This is a genomic window from Paraburkholderia sp. TE9906 (assembly GCF_056279605.1).
The window spans coordinates 282,645-299,245 of the sequence record NZ_JBWCCT010000001.1 but is presented as its reverse complement, the minus strand read 5'-3'; the positions used below and the strand labels follow the sequence as shown (position 1 = coordinate 299,245).

Sequence of the window (16,601 nt, the reverse complement as noted above, 5' to 3'; positions counted from 1 at the left end):
TGTCTTCACTCGATGAGGCAGTCGATCAACCCAGGCTTCTGGCGTACCTGCGTTCCAGAACCCGGTAGTAGGTGAGCATCACGATCAGGTTCGCGACCAGCAACAGCAGCGCGATGGTCGCGCCGAGCGGCCAGTTCAGCGAGCCGAGGAATTCGTCGTAGACGGCGGTGGCGGCGACTTTCAGACGCCGTCCGCCGAGCAGGCCGGGAATCGCGAACGCGCTCGCCGACAAACCGAACACCATCAGACTGCCCGAGAGAATGCCGGGCGTGAGTTGCGGCAACACGATGCGGCGCAGCACGGTAGCGGGCGAAGCCATTAGCGAGAGCGCGGCGTTTTCCGTTTGCGGGTCGAGCTTCTGTAACGCGGTCCATACGGGGATCACCATGAACGGCAGCATCACGTGCACGAGGGCGATGACGATCGCGAAGGTCGTGTATTCGAGCTTGTAGGGGCCGAGGCCGACCAGACCGAAGGCCTGATTCACGAGGCCGTTGCTGTTGAGCAGCATGCTCCAGCCGAACGCGCGCACCACCACCGACACCAGCAGCGGCGCGAGAATCACCAGCAGAAACATCGAGCGGTACGGATCGCGCATACGCGACAGCACGTACGCTTCGGGCGTGCCGATCGCGACGCACAGCAGCGTGACCAGAAATGCGATGCCGAAGGTCCGCAGGAAGATCGTGTGGAAATACGCGGAACCGAGCACCTCGATGTAGTTGCCGAACTGGAACGCGGCGAGCGGCCCGCTCGCCGGGTCGAAGCGATAAAAGGTCAGCACCAGCGTCATCACGAGCGGAATCAGCACGAGTGCGGCGAACAGCAGAAAGGCCGGCGCGCACATCAGCCAGAGCGGCAGGAACGCGTGCCACGGCGCGCGCCGCGCGTCGCCGGATGGCCGGCTGCCGTTGTCGGTGGCGGGCAGCGTGCTAGCCATGGTGTGCATCCCGTTGAATGAAGCGGATTGCTTCGCTGTTCCAGTCGACACCCACCGCCGCGCCTTCCGGCAGTGGCTCGGCGCCTTCGTTCTGGCAGCACACCAGCACTTCGCCGAGCCGGCTGTCGAGCCGGTACAGCCACTGGCTGCCGAGGAAGAAGCGGCTCGTCACGGTGGCCCGCACGCGGCCTGTGCCCGGCGCGCACAGCCGCAGCTTTTCCGGACGGATGCACAAGGTCACCGCGTCGCCGACCGCGACCACCCGCTCGCGCGCCGGCAACTGCGCGGTGCGTCCGGTTTCCGCGAGGTCGTGGCCGAGGTCGATGCGGATCGCGTCACCGTCGCGCGCCACCACCGTGCCGGGCAGCATGTTGGCCTTGCCGATGAACTGCGAGACGAAGCGGTTCTCGGGGCGCTCGTACGCTTCGTACGGCGTGTCGATCTGCGTGATGCGGCCGGCTTCCATCACCACGACGCGATCGCTGATCGACAGCGCTTCGGACTGGTCGTGCGTGACCATGATCGTGGTCGTGCCGATCTTGCGTTGAATGCTGCGCAGTTCGAACTGCATGTCTTCGCGCAGCTTGGCGTCGAGATTCGACATGGGTTCATCGAGCAGCAGCACCGGCGGGGCAATCACGATCGCTCGGGCAATCGCCACGCGTTGCCGCTGACCGCCGGACAGCTCGCGCGGAAAGCGATGGGCCAGCGTGTCGAGCCGCACCAGCGCGAGCGCTTCGCGCACCCGTTCCTGCCGCTCGGCCTTGTCGATGTTGCGCATCTCCAGACCGAAGCCGACGTTGTCGGCGACGCTCATGTGCGGAAACAGCGCGTAACTCTGGAACACGATGCCAAGGCCGCGTTTGTTCGGCTTCATGTGCGTGATGTCGCGGCCGTCGAGCGTGATGCGCCCGCGCGTCGTTTCGACGAAGCCCGCGATCATTTGCAGCGTGGTGGTCTTGCCGCAGCCGGATGGCCCCAGCAGCGAAACGAACTCGCCTTTTTCCACCGACAGGTTCACGTCGGTGACCGCCTGCAGGTTGCCGAACGATTTGGCGACATCGGTGAGAGTGAGGAACGACATGGTCTGGCCTTTTGATGGTTCGACTCGGTTCAAACGGCGACTGCTGTGAGCCGTGATGGAGGCGACTCTAGCCAGCCAAATTACCGGGCGTCAATTTGAAATTCCGTTTAGCGAGATATGATTGAAAAAAATTCCGTTGCACGGAATATATTTGACGCGATGCAAATGAACTATTCCGCTCCACGGGCTCCGCAATATCCCTATGAATCAGCGGCGGAGTGTTGAATCACCGGCGTGAGCCAAAGATTCCGTTTGCGGACAAAACGTCTTATAGTATTCCGGACAATGAAATAACTGAGAGCCAACAGGATGAATGCTGCCGCCGAACGAGATACCGCTGCCGCACCGGGCCAAACGGGCGACACGCCCGGCCCGGGCATGCTGGAGCGAGCCTTTGCCGTGATCCGGGCGTTGTCGGAAGCGCAACCGGACGGCGGCCGCGTCACCCGGCTCGCCAAAGCGGTGGGGCTGACGCAGGGCACGGTGCACCGCATCCTCCACGCGTTGATGGCGGAGGGCATGGTCGAACAGGACGAAAGCTCGAAGCTGTACCGGCTGAGCGTGGACTTCTTCGCGCTCGCGGCGCAGGCCGGCAATCCGAGCGGCATGCGCACGCTGTGCCGTCCGGCGTTGTTGCGGCTGTGCGCGAGTCTTGGCGACACGATCTTCCTGCTCGTCAAAAGCAGTTTCGACGCGGTGTGCCTCGACATCTGCGAAGGGCCGTTTCCGATCCGCTCGTTCACGGGCGATATCGGCGGACGCGTCGCGTTGGGTGTCGGCCAGGGGAGCCTCGCGATCCTCGCGTTTCTGCCTGAGGCGGAGCGCGAGGAAATCATTCGTTTCAATGTGCCGCGGATTCGCGGCTACGGCGTGCTCGACGAAGTGTATTTGCGCACCGAGATCGAACGCGTGCGCCAGTTGGGCTATGCGGGGCGCAATAGCGGCGTGCTAGACGGCATGGCGGGCGTGGCGGTGCCGATTCTGGACCGCACCGGCGTCGCGGTGGCGGCGCTGAGCGTCGGCACGCTGGCCGCGCGCCTCGGCGACGACCGTCTGCCGATGGTGGTGGAATTGCTGCGTCGCCAGGCCGATGCGATCGGGCCGCAAACCAATCCGTTCGACGTCGCGCTGCGTCGCCCGATGCATGGTTTGTCGCGCGCGATGACGACCGAGCGGATCACGGGATAAGCGGCGGAAGAACAGGTGCTGAGGGGCGGGGCGTCCCGCGCGGCGTCCCCCTTTCCAGCGATGCTTTATCATTGAGCCCGCTCCGCTTGCCGGAGCCCGAGGCCGATGCGGCGCAGCTTACCGCGAGGCGGGCCTCCACACCCCATCCTCTGGTCTTTCCGCTGGTAATTGGCGCATGAGCGTGCGAACGAGCACGCCGGTCATGACGCTATCGCGTATGCGCCAACCGCGCAGGCTTGGCCGACCGCTTTTCCAGATCCCGTATTTCGCGCCGCGCGGCCCGTTCGCGCGACGCCGTAACTGTTTGAACAAGAGGTACACGATGAATTCATCCCACCCGTCGGACGCACGCGTCTCGCAGACCCGTTCGTTTTCGACAGTCTTTCTGATCGAGATGTGGGAGCGTTTCGGCTATTACGGCATGGCCGCGCTGCTGGTGCTGTTCATGATCGACAAGCTGAACTTCACCGACAGCCACGCGACGCTCACGTGGGGCGCGTTCACGGCGCTGGTGTACGCGTCGCCATCGATCGGCGGCTGGATCGGCGACAAGATTCTCGGTGCGCGGCGCACGATGATCTTCGGCGCCGGCGTGCTGAGCGCCGGCTACTTCATGCTGGCGCTGCCTAACGACCAGCTCGCGTACATGTACGCGTCGCTCGGCGTGATCGTGGTCGGCAACGGCCTCTTCAAGGCGAATGCGGCGAACCTCGTGCGCCGCATTTACGAAGGCGATGACGCGCGCATCGACAGCGCGTTCACGATCTACTACATGGCGGTCAACATCGGCTCGACCGTGTCGATGCTCGCCACGCCGTGGATCAAGGACCACTGGGGCTGGCACGCGGCGTTCGCGGTGTGCTGCGCGGGCATGCTGCTGTCGGTAGTGAACTACTTCGTCATGTTCCGCACGCTCGCGCATATCGGCTCCGCGCCGGATGCCGAACCGGTGCGCTGGAAACGTGTCGGCGCGGTCGCGCTCGGCGGCCTCCTGCTCGGCGCGGCGACGATGTTCGTGCTGCAACACAAGGCGATTGCGGTGGCCTGCGTGTATGCAGCGGGTATCGCGATTCTGGCGATCTTCGGCTACATGCTGATGAAGTGCGAGCGCTCCGAGCGCGCGGGACTCGTCGCCGCGCTGATTCTGACCGTGCAGGTGATCCTGTTCTTCGTGTTCTACGTGCAGATGTCGACCTCGCTCACGCTGTTCGCGCTGCGCAACGTCGATCCGCGTTTCACGCTGTTCGGCACGACGCTGTTCACGTGGAGCGCCGCGCAGTTCCAGGCGCTCAACCCGATCTGGATCATGCTGCTGAGCCCATTGCTCGCGCTGCTGTACACGAAGCTCGCGAGGAACGGCAAGGACGTGCCGGTGGCGGTGAAATACGCGTTCGGTTTCGCGGTGGTGGCGGCCGGCTTCTTCGTGTATGCGGCGAGCGGCAACTATGCGGTGGATGGCCGCGTGTCGTCGTGGTTCATGGTGGGCGGCTACGGCCTGTATTCACTGGGCGAACTGCTGGTGAGCGGGCTGGGACTCGCGATGATCGCCCGCTACGTGCCCGCGCGAATGAGCGGCTTCATGATGGGCGCTTACTTCGTGGCGACCGGCGTATCGCAGTATCTCGGCAGCGTGGTCGCGAACTTCGCGCAGATGCCGGCCGGCAATCTCGATCCGCTCGAATCGTTGCCGCTCTACACCAGGCTGTTCAACGGCCTGGGCTGGCTCGCGGCGGCCGGCGCGCTGGTGGCGGTCCTGTTGCTGCCGCTGATGCGCAAGCTCTCGCGCGAACATCAGCGTTGCGGCGATGAAGCGCGGGAGAGTGCGCGGCAAAACGCGGCAATTGACAGCGTGGCGGCAGAGTAATCCGCTGTAGCTGCGAAAGTGGTGTGAGCCACTTTCGCGCGGCCCACACACGGTCAAAATGGCGCGCCTTGCCCAGCAAGTCGCGCCATTTTGCATTTCAGGCGCGCGGCCCTCTTCGTCTATACCCGTTGCGATAGCAGCGCCAAGGGTAAGCTTACGTTCGTCAGTGGTCTTTCGAAACAACCATTTCCCTGGTATTTGGGGTAACCACCCGAATGGACATTCATCTCGCGGTCGAAGGGCATCACGATCTGGCCGGACAGATCTATCGGCAGTTGCGCGCCGGCATCGTCGAAGGACGGCTCGCCGGCGGCACGCGGCTGCCGTCAACGCGCGATCTCGCGACGCAACTGGGCGTGTCGCGCAAGACCACGCTCGACGTCTTCGAGCGGCTGCTCTCCGAGGGCTATCTGAGCGCACGCGCCGGGTCGGGCACTTTCGTCGCCGACGGTCTCGAGCGTTTGCCGGTGGAACGCTCCGCGCAGGCGCGCGCGGCGGAGTCGTCGCGCGAGCGGTCCCTGGCGAAGGCCAAAGCCGCCGCCGCGCGCGCCCAGCCGCTGTGGGAACAGATGCCCGAGCGCGTGCCGCTGCCGCGGCCGTCGGTGCCGTCGCCGCAGGATTTCGTCGGCGGCGCGACCGACAAGGCGCTGTTCCCTTTCGACGTCTGGCGCCGCTGCGTGAATCACGCGTTGCGTACGCAGGCGCGCGGCCCCGGCACCTATCGCGACGCGGCGGGGGAGCAGGAGTTGCGCCTCGCGATCTCTCGCTACCTCGCGTTCAACCGGGCGGTGGCGAGCAATTGGGAAGACGTGATCGTCACGCAGGGCGCGCAGCACGCGCTCGATCTGATGGCGCGCATCACGCTGCGGCCCGGCGAAATCGCCGCGCTCGAAGACCCCGGTTATCCCCCCGCGCTTGCGTGTTTCAAGGCCACCGGCGCGCGCGTCGTGCCGGTGCCGGTGGACAGTGAAGGGTTGATCGTCAGCAAGCTGCCGGACAAGGCGCGGCTCGTCTACGTGACGCCGTCGCATCAGTTTCCGCTCGGCATGCCGATGAGCCTCGAGCGTCGCGTCGAACTGCTCGAGTGGGCGCAAAAGCGCGGCGCGGTGATCATCGAGGATGACTACGACTGCGAATACCGCTTCGAAGGCCGGCCGATGGAGCCGCTGAAGAGCCTCGATCGCGCCGGACTGGTCGCCTACGTGGGGACATTCTCGAAGACGATCTTTCCGGAGCTGCGGGTCGGCTACGTGGTGCCGCCTGCGTCGCTCTATGGTCCGCTCGTCAAGGCGCGTCAGATCGCCGACTGGCATGGCTGCACGCTCACGCAAACCGCGCTCGCGTCTTTCATGCTCAACGGCGACTTCGCCAAGCATCTGCGGCGCATGCACAAGATCTACGCGGCGCGGCGTGCGATGCTGCTCGACCATCTGCACGGCGACCTCGCGCCGTGGTTCGAGCCGATCGTGCCGACCGCCGGCATCCACATGGCGGCGCGTCTGCGCGCGCCGTTGACGGAGCTGGCGGTGGTCGATGCGGCGCGCGAGGCGTCGATCGGCTTGTATGGGTTGGCGCCGTTTCATCTGCATGCGCAGCCGCGGCCCGGCCTGATGTTCGGCTATGGGAGCATCGCGGTCGAACACATCGATGCGGCGCTCACGACCCTCGCCGCGATCCTGCCGCGTGTGGCGCATTGACGCTTGTCGGCAGCCCAGGTTCGTGCGGGGGCGCGTTATGCCGCGGTCGAATTGTCATCGGTTGCGCTTTGGCGCACGCCCGAATCGAGGTTTAACAATGCGTTCTTCGCCATCGCAAAGCACCTCGCGCAGCCGTACGCCGAAGACGAATGTGCCTATATACATGCATCGAAACGAACTGTAACGTGCGTTACGTGTTCGTGTTGCGCGGCTCGCCGACACGCGTTTACCCGCTAAAACAAGCATCAAAATGTGTTGCGGAGTCTGCGCCACGCAACAAACCTTCGCGGGAATACACAAAAGAGTCGCGCAAATCGTATTAGCGCTTGTAGAATCCGGCGTTGAAGCGTGCACATACGGTGTGCGCTTCTTGCAATTCACTGACCACAACAGGTAGGAGAAACATGCCGACTTCCGCAAAAAAGGTGGCCAAGAAGGCTGCTGCCCCGGTACCGACCAAGAAGGTTGCTGCAAAGAAAGTCCCTGCGAAGAAGGCCGTCGCAGCTAAGAAGGTCGCCGTGAAGGCTTCCAGCGCACCGTCGCCGATCAAGGACACCTTCACGAAGGCCTCGTTGGCTGCTCACGTCGCTGAACGCGCTGCTGTCGAACCGAAGACCGCCAAGGCCGTGTTGGCCGCGCTCGAAGACACGATCCTCGGCGCCGTCCACAAGAAGGGCGCTGGCGAATTCACGCTGTCGGGTCTTCTGAAGATCGTCGTGCAAGCTGTGCCGGCGAAGAAGAAGCGCTTCGGCAAAGACCCGTTCTCGGGCGAAGAGCGTTGGTTCCCGGCCAAGCCGGCTAGCGTGCGCATCAAGGCACGTGCGCTGAAGAAGCTGAAAGACGCTGCAGCAGGCTGATCGCGCATCGAGCGTTGCCGTGGTGTCGGCCATCAGGGTTTGACTTGACCATGGTTGACGTTTGATCCGGTCCGTCGTGCCAGTTGTCTCGAAGTCCCCGTGGATGAAAATCCACGGGGACTTTTTTTGTGCGTCGTCAGCGTGCGAGTGCTGCTCGCGTGCATCACGGTGCCGCGAATGCACTGTACTGGCGCATCGTGATCCGCCGCAGTACGATGGCAGCGAAGCCTTGCCGGCGCGGGATGCGCTGTTAGCGTGCATGCAACGTGTTCCATACGCTAAAAGCTCAATGGCATAGCGCTTGCTTGATCGATTGTCGAACACCGAATGCGCAGCGCATTCGCCTTCTATCCGACAACAAGAGCGGGGCGTGACATGCGATGCTATGACGAGATGCGTCATCATGACGATGCCGTGCGGCCACACTACGCACGCTTCGAGCGATGGTTGGTCAAGCAGGGCAACGAGGCGATCGCACGCAAGCGTGCGGAAGCGGACTTGCTGTTTCGCCGGGTCGGCATCACCTTCGCGGTGAACGGCGATCTGTCCGGCACGGAGCGGCTGATTCCCTTCGACCTGATCCCGCGCATCATTCCGCGCGGCGAATGGCAGACGCTCGAAGCCGGTCTGCGTCAGCGCGTGCGGGCGCTCAATCTGTTCATCCACGACGTCTATCACGATCGCAACATCGTGCGCGCCGGCATCGTGCCGGCCGAGCAGGTCTATACCAATGCGCAGTACCGGCCCGAGATGCAGGGCGTGAATGTGCCGCTCGGTGTTTACGCGCATATTGCCGGGGTCGACGTGGTGCGCGCGGGCGACGAGGGCGAGTTCTACGTGCTCGAAGACAATCTGCGGGTGCCGTCGGGCGTCTCCTATATGCTCGAAAACCGCAAGATGATGATGCGGCTTTTCCCCGAACTGTTCGTGCAGAACCGCATCGCGCCGGTCGCGCATTATCCCGATCTGCTGCTCGATACGTTGCGCTCGGTTGCACCCGAAGGCGTCGACGATCCGGTCGTGGTGGTGCTCACGCCGGGCATGTACAACTCCGCGTATTTCGAACACACCTTCCTCGCGCAGCAGATGGGCGTCGAACTGGTGGAAGGCAAAGACCTGTTCGTCGACGACAACTACGTGTTCATGCGCACCACGCAGGGGCCGAAGCGCGTCGACGTGATCTATCGCCGGGTCGACGACGACTTTCTCGATCCGCTCGCGTTCCGCACCGACTCGGCGCTCGGCGTGCCGGGCTTGCTGACCGCGTATCGCGCCGGCCGCGTGGCGCTCGCCAACGCGATGGGCACCGGCATCGCCGACGACAAATCGATCTACCCGTACGTGCCGGAGATGATCGAGTTCTACCTCGGCGAAAAGCCGATCCTCAACAACGTGCCGACGTTCCAGTGCCGCAAGCCCGACGATCTGGCGTACACCCTCGCGCATCTGCCCGAGCTGGTGGTCAAGGAAGTGCATGGCGCGGGCGGCTACGGGATGCTGGTGGGACCGGCCTCGACCACAGCCGAGATCGAGGCATTCCGTGAACGGTTGATCGCGCGCCCGGCCGGTTATATCGCGCAGCCCACGCTCGCGCTGTCCGCGTGTCCGACCTTTGTCGAAGCGGGCATCGCGCCGCGCCATATCGACCTGCGGCCGTTCGTGCTGTCGGGCAAGACCGTCACGATGGTGGCGGGCGGCCTCACGCGCGTCGCGTTGCAGGAGGGGTCGCTCGTCGTCAATTCGTCGCAGGGAGGCGGGACCAAAGATACGTGGATGGTCGACTGACGCGATTGCAATGCGCTTGCCGCCGCCGCTCTCGTCGGGCAGCCGGGCGGGCGCGTTCGCAGCCCAGCGCGCAGCGGCGGCATGCCATATGTAGTACGCAACACGCGGCACGCCGCCCGCGCATCCGGATAACCAGCGAGCCTGTACTTTTACTTTTTGCGTAAGCCTCGCCTCATCAGATACGGAACGCCGTCATGCTAAGCCGCACCGCCGATCACCTTTTCTGGATGGCCCGTTACATGGAGCGCGCGGAGAACACCGCCCGCATGCTCGACATCAATCTGAAGGCGCTGCTTTTGCCGCAGACGTCCGAACAGGAGGCGCGCGCGCAACGTTCGGTGCTGCGCATCTCCGAGCTCGAAAGCGCGTTTGCACAGCGCTACGACGAACCGACCCGCGAACACGTGCTCGACTTCATGGTCGCGGATGCGAACAATCCGTCGAGCATTCATTCGTGCTTGCAGGCCGCGCGCGAAAACGCCCGCGCGGTGCGCGGCACGTTGACGACCGAATGGTGGGAAACCATCAACGACACGTGGCTCGAATTCAACGAACGCATTTCGTCCGGGCAGGCGGCGCACAATCCGGGCGCGCTGTTCGAATGGGTGAAGTTCCGCTCGCATCTGTCGCGCGGCGTGACGATCGGTACCGCGCTGCAGGACGACGCGTTCTTCTTCACGCAGCTCGGCACCTACCTCGAACGCGCCGACAACACCGCGCGGATTCTCGACGTGCGCTTCGCGGACGTCGAACCGAATTCACGCGACGCCGCGCGCCAGCTCGAAGACTTCTATTACTGGACCTCGATTCTGAGTTCGGTGTCGGCGCTCGAAATCTACCGCAAGGTGTATCGCGACGTCGTCACGCCGGCGCGTGTGGTCGAACTGATGATCCTGAACCAGCAGATGCCGCGCTCGCTGCTCGCGTCGGTCGACGGCGTCTGCACGAATCTGGCGATGCTGCGCACGTCGGGCTCGAATCAGTGTGAGCGTTTCGCCGGCAAGCTGCGCGCCGAGCTGGTCTATTCCGATATCCGGCAGATTTTCGAAGCCGGCCTGCACGCCTATCTGACTCAGTTTCTCGCTCGCGTGTTCGAGCTGGGCAATCTGGTCGCGCGTACCTATCTGATGCTGCCAGTCGCCTGACGGAGTTTTCTATGTACCTGACGATCCGCCACGACACGTCGTATCGCTACGAAGCGACGGTCCATTATTCGATCCAGCAATTGCGCCTGACGCCGGCGAGCGGCGCCGCCCAGGTCGTGCGGCGCTGGAGCATCGATGCGCCGGGCAAGCTCGACGCGACCTTCGATGCGTACGGCAACGTGCTGCATACGCTGGTCATCAACAAGCCGCATAGCGAGATCCGTCTGCAGGTGTCCGGCGAAGTGGACACGATTCCGCTCGTCGACGGTCTGCTGCGCGACGCGGTCGGCCCGATTCCGCTCGAACATTTCACCTGCTCGACGCGCCTGACCGAGGCCGACGCGGCGATCCGCGAACTGGCCGAATCGGTGCCGAGCCTCGCGAGTTCGGCAAATCTGATCGAGCTGTCCGAGCAGATCGTGCAGCGCGTGAAGTACCGCCCGGGCATCACCGAAGTCACCAGCACGGCGGCCCAGGCGCTCGCGCTCGGCAACGGCGTGTGCCAGGACCATGCGCATCTGATGCTGGCGTGCTGCCGCGCGCGCGGCATTCCGGCGCGCTACGTGAGCGGCTATATCGAACCCGGCGACCTGTCCGCGATGGAAGCCTCCTCCGCGGCGCCGCACGGCGCGAGTCATGCATGGGTGGACGTGTGGCTCGACGGCAAGGGCTGGATTTCGATCGACGTCACGCATGCCGCGTTTGCGAGCGAGATCTACTGCCGGCTCGCCGTCGCACGCGACTACGAAGCCGCCGCGCCGGTGCGTGGACGGCGTATCGGCGGGCTCGAAGAGCAATTGAAGGTGTCGGTGACGGTCAGCGCGCAGCAGCCTCAGTAGATGGCCGGGAAGGCGCCTCGCGGACCCCGTGCGCTCTGGCTCGCCACGGGGCTTCGGCGGAGCGCTCGAACGCTCATCCTTCAGGACGAGCCCGTCAATGCCGACATACAGACAGCGGCGCAGAACAGACGCGCAGAAGAGCGGCGCAGAACAGAAACGCATGCGCGCCGCATTACAATAGCGCTGTTCAGTTGCTTTTCGCGGGTACCTTATGACCTACTGCGTAGCGATGGCCGTCGACGACGGTCTCGTGTTCCTGTCGGACACGCGCACCAATGCGGGCGTCGATCACATCAGCACGGCGCGCAAGATGTCGGTGTTCGAGCAGCCGGGCGAGCGCATGCTCGTGCTGCTGGGCGCCGGCAATCTGTCGCTCACGCAAGCGGTGTTGCACGAGTTGTCCGAACCCACCGACCCCGCGTTGCCAACGCTCTGGAGCGCCCCCACGATGGCCGACGCGGCGCGCGTGGTCGGCCGCGCGGTGCGCTGCGTGCATCAGCGCGAGGCGCAGGCGCTGCAGGAGTTCGGCGTCGATTTCAATTGCAGCTTCATTCTCGGCGGGCAGATCGCCGGTAACCGCACGCGCCTGTTCATGATCTACTCGGCGGGCAACTTCATCGAAGCGTCGGCCGTGAATCCGTACTTCCAGATTGGCGAGGCCAAGTACGGCAAGCCGATCATCGACCGTGTGCTGACGCCTTCCACGCCGCTCGACGAAGCCGCCAAGTGCGCGCTGATCTCGATGGATTCGACGCTGCGCTCGAACCTCTCGGTGGGCCTGCCGCTCGATCTGCTGGTGTACGAGAAGGACGCGCTACGCGTGACGCGTTTCGTGTCGATCGATCACGGCAACGCGTACTTCGAGATGATCCACAACACGTGGGGCGAGCAGTTGCGCCAGGTGTTCGGTTCGATTCCCGATCCTGACTGGCAGGACACGGCCGACGTGCCGCCGTTGCAGCGTGAGCGGGCGCTGGTGCTGCATCGCGCGCCGGTCGGCGCCGACGGCATCGAGCATGAACTCGACGCGAAGCCCGCGCAGACCCTCGCGCAGGCGGATAGAGGGAAGACGCAGCGGCGGTAGAGCGGTGTGGAAGCGGCCGCAGCGGTGTGCTTGCGGTGCGTGAGAGCGGGGGAAAGAGTAGACGCGGCGCGGTGGGCCGCAGGCGCTCCGTACGGACCAACATCGGCGGCCGGTGCGCTTATGCGATATCGACGAAGGTCGCCGCGAGTCCGGCAAGGGGCCCGTCGACGGCCTTTCTGTTTTGCCGCCGCCGTCGTTGCGTCGCTTGCACCAGGTTCTGCGCTCGCACATGAGCGCGTCGTATCGCAAACCGCGAGACAAAAAAAAGCCAGCCATCGGCATTGCCTCTGGCTGGCTTTTTACTACGTCGCTTTCAGCTACGTAGCAAGTCCCGATCAGAACTTGTGACGGATACCGAGGCTGACCATGACCTGGTTGTCGGTGCTCGCCTGATTGCCATACGAACCGATCGAAGCCGTAGCGGAGACGAGCTGACCCGTGGTCGGATCACGCTGTTCGCCGCTTGCGTGCTGCCATGCGCCAACCAGGTACAAGTCCGTGCGCTTCGAGAGCGAGTAATCGCCGCCCAGCGACACCTGGTGATACGTCGCCGACGAGTCGCCGTGACCCTTCGTGTACGCGTAGCCAACACCCAGCAGCGCTGCCGGCGTGATCTGATAGCCCAAATAGGCGCGACCCACTTCGTACTTCTGGGTCTGACCGAAGCTCGAGCTTCCGTCCTGGTAGTACTGTGCGTTGCTGTAGCTCAGGTTACCGGTCCACGGACCCGTAACGTACTGAACGGCAATCGAAGCGATGCCGACGCGCGACGCGCTAGCGTAGGCGGCGTTGATGCCTGCTACGTCGGGGGTTGCGGAGTCAAACATGCCATCCGACGTGCTGGTCCAACCCGTACGGACGGGGGCCGTCGTGTGGTTGTTGCTCATCGAGAGGTAGCCAGCAGCGATGCTGAACGGACCCGTTGCATACGTACCCGCGGCACCCCAGGTTTGGCCCGAACCCGTTTGACCTGCAACACCGCCCAGTGCATACAGACCTTCGAACTGGAAGCCTGCGAACACCGGCGAAACGTACTTGACCGCGCTGTTCGTGCGCGAGCTGTTGTCGTTGTTGTCCACGTCGCCCGGCGTTGCGAACGTGCTACCGAAGTAGTTGTCGCCCGTCAGCGGCTGAATCATGTCGACCAGCGGGTCGTACTGACGGCCAGCCGTGATCGTACCGTAGGCGTCGTGCGACAAGCCAACGTAAGCTTGACGACCGAACAGGCGGCTGCCTTGCTGCAGCTTGCCGGTGTTGATGTCAAAGCCGTTTTCCAACTGGAAGACTGCCTTCAGGCCGCCGCCCAGGTCTTCCGTGCCCTTCAGGCCGAAACGGTTACCTTGGAGGTTGCCGCCAGCCAGTTGCACGAGGGAGCCACCATTGGGGGTGGCGTTGTTCACGTACTGGACCGATTCATCGATCAAGCCATACAGGGTGACGCTGCTTTGAGCATGTGCCACGCCGGTGACGCCGAGGAGCGCCAGCGAGAGGCTAGACAGTGCGATTCGTTTCATCTATTTCTCCACGCGATGATTAGTTTCGTTGTTGCGGAAAGGAGAATAGCTCACGGTGTCTGCGGGCAAGAACTGGAAAAAAAAGAGTGTCGTCAAAAACTGACAAACCGCGCAAGGTCTTGTATTTAAAGCACGTTAAGGATTGTTTCTGTTTGAGCAATATTTATTCGTTGATTGAGCATTATTGTTGTTTTGTTGACAGTGACAAATCGTTTGTAGCCATATTTCGCATTGAATTGAATGCTTTTTGTAATAAAGTCGTCTATTTGTCTGTACGATTCCGTAACGGAAACATAAAAACGGAAAGACGTAGTGTCCGGGAGGTCTGCTGGACAGAATCGATGTGCTCCGGGTAGACGACCCCCTCCCGCCCGCGCAGTGGCGGAACCGCCGGCGTGCGGATGGCGGCTTCGAGATGGCGCCTTTGGTCAGCGATCGTCGCCGGTGCGGCGCGCCACCGTTGCCGCCGCCAGTCCGGCCGCCGCGGCGAGCAGCACTGAGGTCCACGGATTGCGCCTGACATAGCGGTCGGCCGCCGCCGCTTTGCGGCCGGCTTCGACGAGTGCGTCAGCCGCGAGGCGGGTGGCCTGTGCTTCGGCCATGGCGACGCCGCGTCCAACCTTGACGGCGGTCGCTCGCGCCGAGGTGCCATTGCGCCCCGGTGCGCGGGAAGCGGCTGCCGAGGCCACCGCGGACGGCGCTGCACGCGCGGGTGCGAGGGCAGCGTCCCCGGTTGCCGCCCCGTCGGTATACCCCGGCACCGTTGACGCCGCCAGCACCGACGCGAGTTTCGCGCGGCTGCCCGGCGGCGCGCCTGCCTGCATGCCCCAGCCGCCGCGCGGATCGTGCAGGCGTCCGCGCGCCGCCGAAAATTCCGCGCCGAGCAGCAGCACGACGGCCGAGAAGTACAGCCACATCAGCAGCACGGCGAGCGAACCCGCCGCTCCGAATGACGTCGCCATGCCCGCGTGCGCCAGATACAGCGCGAACAGTTTCTTGCCCGCCGAAAACAGCACGGCCGCGACAATGCCGCCGACGAACGCGTCGCGCCAGCGCACCGTGGCGTCCGGCAGAAACTTGAGCAGGGCGGCGAACGCGAACGCCAGCACGAGGAGGCCGACACCGAGTTGCAGCAGATTGCCGATCATCACGTACGGCGAATCGCCCCACAGCCAGTTGCCGACAAACGTGATGGCCGTATCGAGCACCAGCGAGACGATCAGCAGGAAGGCGACGCCCAGCACCAGTCCGAACGAGATCAAACGCACCCGCACCAGCGCGATCACGCTGGAGGTGCGCGGCCCGGTGTAAGGCCACACCTGATTGAGCGCGGTATTGAGCGACGAGAACGTGGCCGACGCGCCGATCGCCAGCGCCGAAAACGAGATGATCGCCGCGATGCCGCCCGCGCTGCCGCTGTGATGCGCGTTTTCGACGATGGTCTGGACACCCGCGGCGGCCTGGTCGCCGAGCAAGCCGTTGATGTGGTGGTACAGCTCGCCGCGCGCGGCGGCGGCGCCGAAGAACCAGCCGGCCACCGCGATCACCATGACCAGCGTCGGCGCGAGCGAGAAGGCCGCATAGAAGGCGATGCTGGCGGCCATCGCGGCGCAGCGGTCGTCGGCGAACTGTCTGAATGCGCCGAGCGCCCAGTTGGCCTGCCTGCGGGCCACGTGCTGGAGGTTCGCGGAGGAAAGGGAGTCGATGTCCATGTCGTGTTTCTCAATGGGATGCCGGCTTGGCATACGCCGTGTGCGAGCCGTCGAGGTGGCCCCGACGCAGTCGTCACATGGGTGTCTTGCGCAAACCTCGTGCCTGTCACTATATACAAGCACACAACGCGGCGGGCACGCGTGGCGGGAAACGGGTAACCGTGGACCGGTATGCGCCGAACGCTGGCGATGCACGCGAGGCGATGCCGACCGGACGCGCGCCACGCGCCACGCGATGCGCGCCAGGCGAAGTGTGCCGTTAGAATGCGGAGGCATTCTCAACCCCTTGCTCATTCACTATGCACTCGCACGAACTCGTACAGCAGCTGGACGTCATTGCGGCGGAACAATGGAGCGCGCACTTGCCCGTGCACGTGGTCGAGCAGTTGCCGGCTCATGGCGTAACGGTCTTTTCGGTCACCGACGACGCCTCCGACACCGCCGCATTCAGCGCGCGCTATGGCTTCGGCCTTGAAGACTGCGCGAACACGATCGTGATCCGCTACAAGAAAGAGGGCGCCGAGCACTACGCGGCGGTGGTCTCGCTGGGTTCGCTGCGGCTCGACATCAACGGAGCGGTGAAGGCGGCGCTGGGCGCGCAGCGGCTCTCGTTCGCCAAACGCGAGCAGGCGGTGGAGCACAGTGGTATGGAATTCGGCGGCATCACCGCGTTCGGCTTGCCGGCCGACTGGCGCATCCTCGTCGACGCCGCCGTGATGGAGCGCGCGCAGATCGTGATGGGCGCAGGCGTGCGCGCGGCCAAGCTGCTGCTCGCGCCCGACGTGCTGCGGCAGTGGCCGCGCTGCGAAGTCGCGTCGTTGACGTTGCCGGCCGAGTGAGGCCGGACCGCCCGCCGTGCCGTCAGGCGAACTGGACTATGACCTCGCGCGTG

Annotated in this window: 13 protein-coding genes; 9 read left to right on the top strand and 4 right to left on the bottom strand. The window is 64.2% G+C overall.

Annotated elements, in window-relative coordinates; all coding sequences use genetic code 11:
- Positions 1–25: 25 nt before the first annotated feature.
- Both ACZ9H4_RS01320 and ACZ9H4_RS01315 read right to left on the bottom strand, forming a co-directional pair.
- Entirely contained in the window at positions 26–940 is a 915-nt protein-coding gene (locus ACZ9H4_RS01320; protein ID WP_408139141.1) for an ABC transporter permease, read from the bottom strand.
- Positions 933–2,024, bottom strand: coding sequence for an ABC transporter ATP-binding protein (locus ACZ9H4_RS01315; protein WP_408151959.1), 1,092 nt, complete (start codon positions 2,022–2,024; stop codon positions 933–935). Before ACZ9H4_RS01315 ends, ACZ9H4_RS01320 begins: the two co-directional genes overlap by 8 nt.
- Positions 2,025–2,333: 309 nt before the next feature.
- Between ACZ9H4_RS01315 and ACZ9H4_RS01310 the strand changes: the two genes are divergently transcribed.
- The 8 genes from ACZ9H4_RS01310 to ACZ9H4_RS01275 all read left to right on the top strand — a co-directional run bounded on the left by ACZ9H4_RS01310 (position 2,334) and on the right by ACZ9H4_RS01275 (position 12,483).
- Positions 2,334–3,212: an IclR family transcriptional regulator gene (locus ACZ9H4_RS01310; protein WP_408139137.1), complete on the top strand. Its 879-nt coding sequence runs from the start codon at positions 2,334–2,336 to the stop codon at positions 3,210–3,212.
- Positions 3,213–3,534: 322 nt separating this feature from the next.
- A complete protein-coding gene (locus ACZ9H4_RS01305; protein WP_408323876.1) occupies positions 3,535–5,076 on the top strand; it encodes a peptide MFS transporter in 1,542 nt (513 codons plus the stop codon).
- A 215-nt stretch (positions 5,077–5,291) separates the two neighbouring features.
- A complete protein-coding gene (pdxR, locus tag ACZ9H4_RS01300; protein ID WP_476118063.1) occupies positions 5,292–6,773 on the top strand; it encodes a MocR-like pyridoxine biosynthesis transcription factor PdxR in 1,482 nt (493 codons plus the stop codon).
- Between the two features lie 404 nt (positions 6,774–7,177).
- Positions 7,178–7,630, top strand: a complete 453-nt coding sequence (locus tag ACZ9H4_RS01295) for an HU family DNA-binding protein (RefSeq protein ID WP_042326082.1) — start codon at positions 7,178–7,180, stop codon at positions 7,628–7,630.
- A gap of 375 nt (positions 7,631–8,005) precedes the next feature.
- Entirely contained in the window at positions 8,006–9,415 is a 1,410-nt protein-coding gene (locus tag ACZ9H4_RS01290; RefSeq protein WP_408139131.1) for a circularly permuted type 2 ATP-grasp protein, read from the top strand.
- Positions 9,416–9,609: 194 nt separating this feature from the next.
- Complete coding sequence (locus ACZ9H4_RS01285) at positions 9,610–10,560, top strand: alpha-E domain-containing protein (RefSeq protein WP_168666547.1); 951 nt, start codon at positions 9,610–9,612, stop codon at positions 10,558–10,560.
- Positions 10,561–10,571: 11 nt separating this feature from the next.
- Positions 10,572–11,399, top strand: coding sequence for a transglutaminase family protein (locus ACZ9H4_RS01280; protein ID WP_408139130.1), 828 nt, complete (start codon positions 10,572–10,574; stop codon positions 11,397–11,399).
- A 211-nt stretch (positions 11,400–11,610) separates the two neighbouring features.
- Positions 11,611–12,483 carry a proteasome-type protease gene (locus tag ACZ9H4_RS01275; RefSeq protein ID WP_408139129.1) on the top strand — a complete coding sequence of 291 codons (873 nt, stop codon included), beginning with the start codon at positions 11,611–11,613 and terminating at the stop codon, positions 12,481–12,483.
- Positions 12,484–12,818: 335 nt separating this feature from the next.
- Here ACZ9H4_RS01275 and ACZ9H4_RS01270 read toward each other — a convergent pair whose 3' ends face one another.
- Positions 12,819–13,997 carry a porin gene (locus ACZ9H4_RS01270; RefSeq protein ID WP_408139127.1) on the bottom strand — a complete coding sequence of 393 codons (1,179 nt, stop codon included), beginning with the start codon at positions 13,995–13,997 and terminating at the stop codon, positions 12,819–12,821.
- 428 nt (positions 13,998–14,425) lie between these two features.
- The gene (locus tag ACZ9H4_RS01265; protein WP_408139125.1) at positions 14,426–15,709 is read right to left on the bottom strand and encodes a YhjD/YihY/BrkB family envelope integrity protein; all 1,284 of its coding nucleotides are present in this window, start codon (positions 15,707–15,709) and stop codon (positions 14,426–14,428) included.
- 299 nt (positions 15,710–16,008) lie between these two features.
- Here ACZ9H4_RS01265 and ACZ9H4_RS01260 point away from each other — a divergent pair, with 299 nt between their 5' ends.
- Positions 16,009–16,548 carry a YbaK/EbsC family protein gene (locus ACZ9H4_RS01260; RefSeq protein ID WP_408139123.1) on the top strand — a complete coding sequence of 180 codons (540 nt, stop codon included), beginning with the start codon at positions 16,009–16,011 and terminating at the stop codon, positions 16,546–16,548.
- The last annotated feature ends 53 nt before the right edge of the window (positions 16,549–16,601 follow it).

Excerpts from the sequence above, each read along its gene's own strand:
- ACZ9H4_RS01320 (WP_408139141.1), bottom strand. The coding sequence starts at position 940 with ATGGCTAGCACGCTGCCCGCCACCGACAACGGCAGCCGGCCATCCGGC.
- ACZ9H4_RS01315 (WP_408151959.1), bottom strand. The coding sequence starts at position 2,024 with ATGTCGTTCCTCACTCTCACCGATGTCGCCAAATCGTTCGGCAACCTG.
- ACZ9H4_RS01310 (WP_408139137.1), top strand. The coding sequence starts at position 2,334 with ATGAATGCTGCCGCCGAACGAGATACCGCTGCCGCACCGGGCCAAACG.
- ACZ9H4_RS01305 (WP_408323876.1), top strand. The coding sequence starts at position 3,535 with ATGAATTCATCCCACCCGTCGGACGCACGCGTCTCGCAGACCCGTTCG.
- pdxR (WP_476118063.1), top strand. The coding sequence starts at position 5,292 with ATGGACATTCATCTCGCGGTCGAAGGGCATCACGATCTGGCCGGACAG.
- ACZ9H4_RS01295 (WP_042326082.1), top strand. The coding sequence starts at position 7,178 with ATGCCGACTTCCGCAAAAAAGGTGGCCAAGAAGGCTGCTGCCCCGGTA.
- ACZ9H4_RS01290 (WP_408139131.1), top strand. The coding sequence starts at position 8,006 with ATGCGATGCTATGACGAGATGCGTCATCATGACGATGCCGTGCGGCCA.
- ACZ9H4_RS01285 (WP_168666547.1), top strand. The coding sequence starts at position 9,610 with ATGCTAAGCCGCACCGCCGATCACCTTTTCTGGATGGCCCGTTACATG.
- ACZ9H4_RS01280 (WP_408139130.1), top strand. The coding sequence starts at position 10,572 with ATGTACCTGACGATCCGCCACGACACGTCGTATCGCTACGAAGCGACG.
- ACZ9H4_RS01275 (WP_408139129.1), top strand. The coding sequence starts at position 11,611 with ATGACCTACTGCGTAGCGATGGCCGTCGACGACGGTCTCGTGTTCCTG.
- ACZ9H4_RS01270 (WP_408139127.1), bottom strand. The coding sequence starts at position 13,997 with ATGAAACGAATCGCACTGTCTAGCCTCTCGCTGGCGCTCCTCGGCGTC.
- ACZ9H4_RS01265 (WP_408139125.1), bottom strand. The coding sequence starts at position 15,709 with ATGGACATCGACTCCCTTTCCTCCGCGAACCTCCAGCACGTGGCCCGC.
- ACZ9H4_RS01260 (WP_408139123.1), top strand. The coding sequence starts at position 16,009 with ATGCACTCGCACGAACTCGTACAGCAGCTGGACGTCATTGCGGCGGAA.